The following is a 4,236-nucleotide window of genomic DNA, read 5'->3' as shown; positions in this document are numbered from 1 at the left end:
CCTCTGGACAGCTTGCGGCGAAGCGGCGACAGTGCCGCCGCTGGAGCAATTCCGGGAAAAGTGTGCAGCGGTTTTCCCCTGGCAATTGCGGAGAAACAAAGAGCTGGATCGGATCCGAACGCTGAACCGCTCCAGCGCAAAGATTGAGGCAAACGGGATGGCGTCGGTGTCGGATTTCGAGCAGGGACAAACCTTCACCATCGAAGCCGGGGGCAAGCAGATCCCGCTCGAACTGAGCGCGGTCAAGCCCATCGCCGCCAGCCCGCGCCCGGGTGGCGGTTTCTCGCTGCTGTTTAGAGGCCCGCGCGACATCGCGCTGCCGCAGGCGACCTACCTTTTCACTGGCACAAGCGGCAGCCACGAGATCTTCATCGTGCCGGTCGCCGCCGATGCGGCCGGGCGGCTGTACGAAGCGGTGTTCAACTAGGCGACGTTTGCTCTTTGAGGCGACGCTTGCGCTGCGGCGCGAAACCTTGACGCCAGCGGGACAGCCATCGTCTCACCCCGCCCCGCCACTCGGCGCCGCACATTCCATCAAATCGTATACACCCTTGTCCTCGACCACCGCAAAACCGAGCCTGACATAGAGCCACCTGGCCGGATTGTGCTTCTCGACGTGGATCGATACTGATTTGCCGGCTAACCATGCCTCGTCGATGAGATCGCGCAGCAGTGCGGTGCCGTAGCCCTTGCGGCGATGCTCCGGCAGGAAGGCAATGTCGATGATGCGGTGCTGGCCTGGCCAGCGCTCGATGTAGAGCCGGCCGATGTCTTTCCCCGCTCGTTCCACCACCAGCCAGTCGGCCTCGGGATAGTGTTTTCGGTAATGCGCGTGCTGCGCCTGGAACTGCATGTCGAGGAAGGCGGCCTTCTGTGCCTCGGTCCACGCCGTCACGGCGAGTTCTTCCACGCGCGTCGAGGCATAGAGCCGCGACAGGAACGGCAGATCCGCCTCTGTCGCGGCGCGGAAGCCGAGCCCGGCCTTCTCCGACCGGGACCAGGCTGCGAGCCGATACGCCTGCTTTGCCTCTGTCACGCTGCCTGACGTCAGACCGGCGGCGTCAGGTCGCGCACGACGACGATCTGCTTGAGGTTGCTGGTGGCCAGCGCCGTCCACGTCCACTCCCATTCGGAGCTGTCCATGGCCATCTGGTTGATGGTCCACAGACCATTTGTGCCGTCGTTCTGGACCATCATCGAAAACAGGGCAAGGCGGCCATCGGCATTGTAGTCGAGCGACAGGCTGGTGTTGGCGCCGGAGCCGCCGAAATCGCGCCATCCCGACCAGTTCTGGGTGGCGGCGTCATATTGGGCGTTGAAGGAGTGGACATGCTGCTGGTCGGAGGCGACCAGCATGATGTCGCCGTCGCCCTGGATGCCGGCGCAGAGCGTGTATTTGGGAACCCTGCTGTAACCGGGCGTCGCCCAGGCCGTCCAGGTGTCGGAGCCGGCCGGCAATTGCTTGGTGTGCAGGACCTGGCCTTGCTGCGTCATGGCAAACAGATTGGTGCCGCCCAGCGGACCGACAATCGGCGCCATTTCCGTGAAGGGGTAGCCGGCGTCGATCTGCACCCATGGCGTCCAGTCGGCGACCGTCAGCGCCTGGACCTTGGCCTGCTGGCAGCGATAGAGATGGAGGGCGGAGTTGATGCCGAACAGCGCGATGCGGCCGTCTGCCTGGCGCAGCGCCGTGATCGCCACGAGCTGCCCGGTCAGCTGGATCCAGGCGCTCCACGGCTGGACTGGCGGCCTGAGCTCGTCGACGGTGACGACGATCGGCGTCGTCGTGCCGGGCGGCGTGATGGTTTTCTGCACTTGAACAATCACATCCGGGTTCTGGTAGATCCACCAGATGCGGCCCAGATTGTCGGTGAGGAAGATTTCGACGCGGCCATCGGCATCGCGCGCCATCGTCAGTTTCTGATAGGAGGTGGCACCGGGCGGTGTGCCAATGCTCGTCGGCGCGGTCCATTTGTCGATCGGACCGATCTGGTTGGGGTCTTCGGTGATGAAGGACAGGTTGGTGGTGCCCGAGGCTTGCGCGACCACGGCGACGCGACCGTCCCTGGTGAGGCCCGCCGTCATGATCACCCAGGCGCCGGGCGCGATGAACGACCACGCCGCGGGCCATGACCCGTTCGGTGCGTCTTGAGCCTTCTGGATCAACTGACTTTTGGCGGAATCGATGCCCACCACCATCAGCCGCGACAGTTCGAAGAACGCCGCGCCGGCGGGCTTGTTCTGGTAGATGGGCGGGACGCTGGATCGCCGCGAGCGGGCGTTGGCCTTGGAAGCCGCCCGAGGCGCGGGCGCGGGCGTCCTTGCTGCGGGGGCCGATGCCTTCGACCTAGGTTCAGCTTTCTTGGCCATCGTATCGGTCCTGCCTTGTTGATTCGGAATTCCTCAGCCTCTCGGCGGGAAAAAGCCTTCCAGCGCGATGCAAAAAGTCAATGTCAGGTAGGGCATGCGATTGTTGTGCGGCAGACTGCCACCTGCCGGAGCCAGCATGTTCACTGCCATCGACACGATGTTAGCGGTCGTGTTCTTGTAGGCGTTGGCGTTGCTCGACCTGGCGATCGCCCGATCCGGCGTCGGGATCTGAAGCTCGGCAGGGTCGGTTACGGCGCGGATGTTGTGATTGTGCATCGGCATTTCCGATTCCAGTAGAGACACGGTATCCGAGCCACCGAACTGCCCTAGATCATAAAGCGCCAACCCTTGACCCTGGCCGGGTTGCATCGGCACATTGCCTTGCATGTCCGGCAAGCTGAAGGTCGATCTGCCATCGCCGCCATAGGTCGTGCCCAGCAGCGAGAACAAGGCCGTGTTTTGCGAGATCGGCATGAGCTGACCGTCGCAGGTCGCCCAGCCCCTGGGTGCGAAGTTGGACGGAAAAATTCGGATTTCCGCGACGAATTGGTCCGACATGGTCCTGTCCTTATGTTTGGGTCGGGAAAACGCCGAACAGTGAAATGATGAAATTGACACAGAGGTAAGGCTGCAGGTTGCTGTGAGGCTGGCTGCCACCCGTCATGCCGACCACAGGGTTGGCGAGGTTCGCCGTCGGTGTGTCCTCGACATAGAGCTTGCCTGTAGACGATTGGGCCACAACGTTGTTGGCGGGGCTCGTCTGGTTGGAGACGCTGCTCGTCGCCAGCATGGCGTGAGTGTGGCCGGTCATTTGCTGTATGTTCAGCGTCACGTCCTCGACGCCGCCGGTTTGCCCGATGATGAAACCGGTTCCCTGATGGACCGGCACGCGGCTGGCCAGGTTCGGCAGGTTGAATGTCTCCTGACCGTCGCCGCCATAGGTCGTGCCGATCAACTGGAACAGGGCATCGTTTTCGGAGATGGGTATCGTCTGGCCCTGACAGAACGCCCATCCGGCGGGCGCAAAGTTCCCCGCGAACATGCGAATCTCGCCGATGTAAACTGTCATGACTGCGCGTCCTTCAATTCCGCGACGGGAAGATACCTTGCAGGGCGATGCAAAAATTCAGCACCAGATAGGGCTGCATGTTTTCATGTGCCTGGCTGCCGCCCATCGTGGTGACGCTGCTGGGCACCAGCGTTGTCAGGTTCGATGTCGCGGGCGCGTAAAGCTGCGCGGGCGACGCCGCAAGCACATTGCCGCTGGCGACGAAGAGATCGCCGGAATCCGATGTCGCGCTGGCGGTGTGAGAATGCTGGGGAATCTCGGGCAGTGTGAGCGTATGCGCCTGCTCGCCGCCCCGCTCGCCCAGGAGATGACCTTGGCCGCCAGTATGAGTTGGCACGCGCCCGCGCAAATCGGGCAAGGCGAAAGTCGTTTGCCCATTGCCGCCATAGGTCGTGCCCAGCAGAGCAAACAATGCCTGGTTCTGGTTGATCGGCAGGAGCTGTCCGTCGCAGAACGCCCAACCTTGGGGAGGGAAGTTGAAAGAAATCAACTTGATTTCCGAGAGATACGGCTCGGCCATATACACCCCCAAACGTTCAATTTGTAGTAAAAAGCCAATCTCTACATGACGTTACGTTAGATCACCCACCGCCACAAAGCAATCTGCTCGGCCAATACATTTTGTAATTTATTCCAGCGCCACCGCGCGCAACGCCCGCCTATGGCAGGGGCGGCTCCGTAACCCCAACAATGGTCCCGAAGCCGGTGTTGTTGTGGTCGGCGGCCACTGTCGCGGCACCGCCACCCGAATGGCTGTTGAGACTGGCGAGATAGGCCTGAACCGCCGTGTCGTCGGT

The 4,236-nt window shown here is 62.3% G+C and carries 6 protein-coding genes; 1 reads left to right on the top strand and 5 read right to left on the bottom strand.

The features are described 5' to 3' along the window. Positions 1-427, top strand: a 427-nt coding sequence (locus ENZ74_RS35315; protein ID WP_245470996.1) for a hypothetical protein, incomplete at its 5' end; no start/stop codon positions are given. A gap of 72 nt (positions 428-499) precedes the next feature. Here ENZ74_RS35315 and ENZ74_RS23805 read toward each other — a convergent pair. The 5 genes from ENZ74_RS23805 to ENZ74_RS23785 are packed head-to-tail and all read right to left on the bottom strand — an operon-like array spanning position 500 to position 3,959. Then, positions 500-1,036 (bottom strand): GNAT family N-acetyltransferase, encoded by a 537-nt coding sequence (locus tag ENZ74_RS23805; RefSeq protein WP_244514246.1) that lies wholly within the window; start codon positions 1,034-1,036, stop codon positions 500-502. 11 nt (positions 1,037-1,047) lie between these two features. Then, positions 1,048-2,370 carry a hypothetical protein gene (locus tag ENZ74_RS23800; RefSeq protein WP_063169578.1) on the bottom strand — a complete coding sequence of 441 codons (1,323 nt, stop codon included), beginning with the start codon at positions 2,368-2,370 and terminating at the stop codon, positions 1,048-1,050. A 33-nt stretch (positions 2,371-2,403) separates the two neighbouring features. Next, positions 2,404-2,928: a tail fiber protein gene (locus tag ENZ74_RS23795; RefSeq protein ID WP_063169579.1), complete on the bottom strand. Its 525-nt coding sequence runs from the start codon at positions 2,926-2,928 to the stop codon at positions 2,404-2,406. A 10-nt stretch (positions 2,929-2,938) separates the two neighbouring features. Further along, positions 2,939-3,439, bottom strand: coding sequence for a tail fiber protein (locus ENZ74_RS23790; protein ID WP_063169580.1), 501 nt, complete (start codon positions 3,437-3,439; stop codon positions 2,939-2,941). Between the two features lie 13 nt (positions 3,440-3,452). Further along, positions 3,453-3,959, bottom strand: coding sequence for a tail fiber protein (locus tag ENZ74_RS23785; protein WP_063169581.1), 507 nt, complete (start codon positions 3,957-3,959; stop codon positions 3,453-3,455). Between the last annotated feature and the right edge of the window lie 277 nt (positions 3,960-4,236).

The organism is Mesorhizobium sp. M7A.F.Ca.CA.002.15.2.1 (assembly GCF_003998715.1).
GTDB lineage: Bacteria > Pseudomonadota > Alphaproteobacteria > Rhizobiales > Rhizobiaceae > Mesorhizobium > Mesorhizobium ciceri.
Note: the sequence above shows the minus strand (reverse complement) of the source record. Positions and strands in the feature narration are given on the sequence as shown.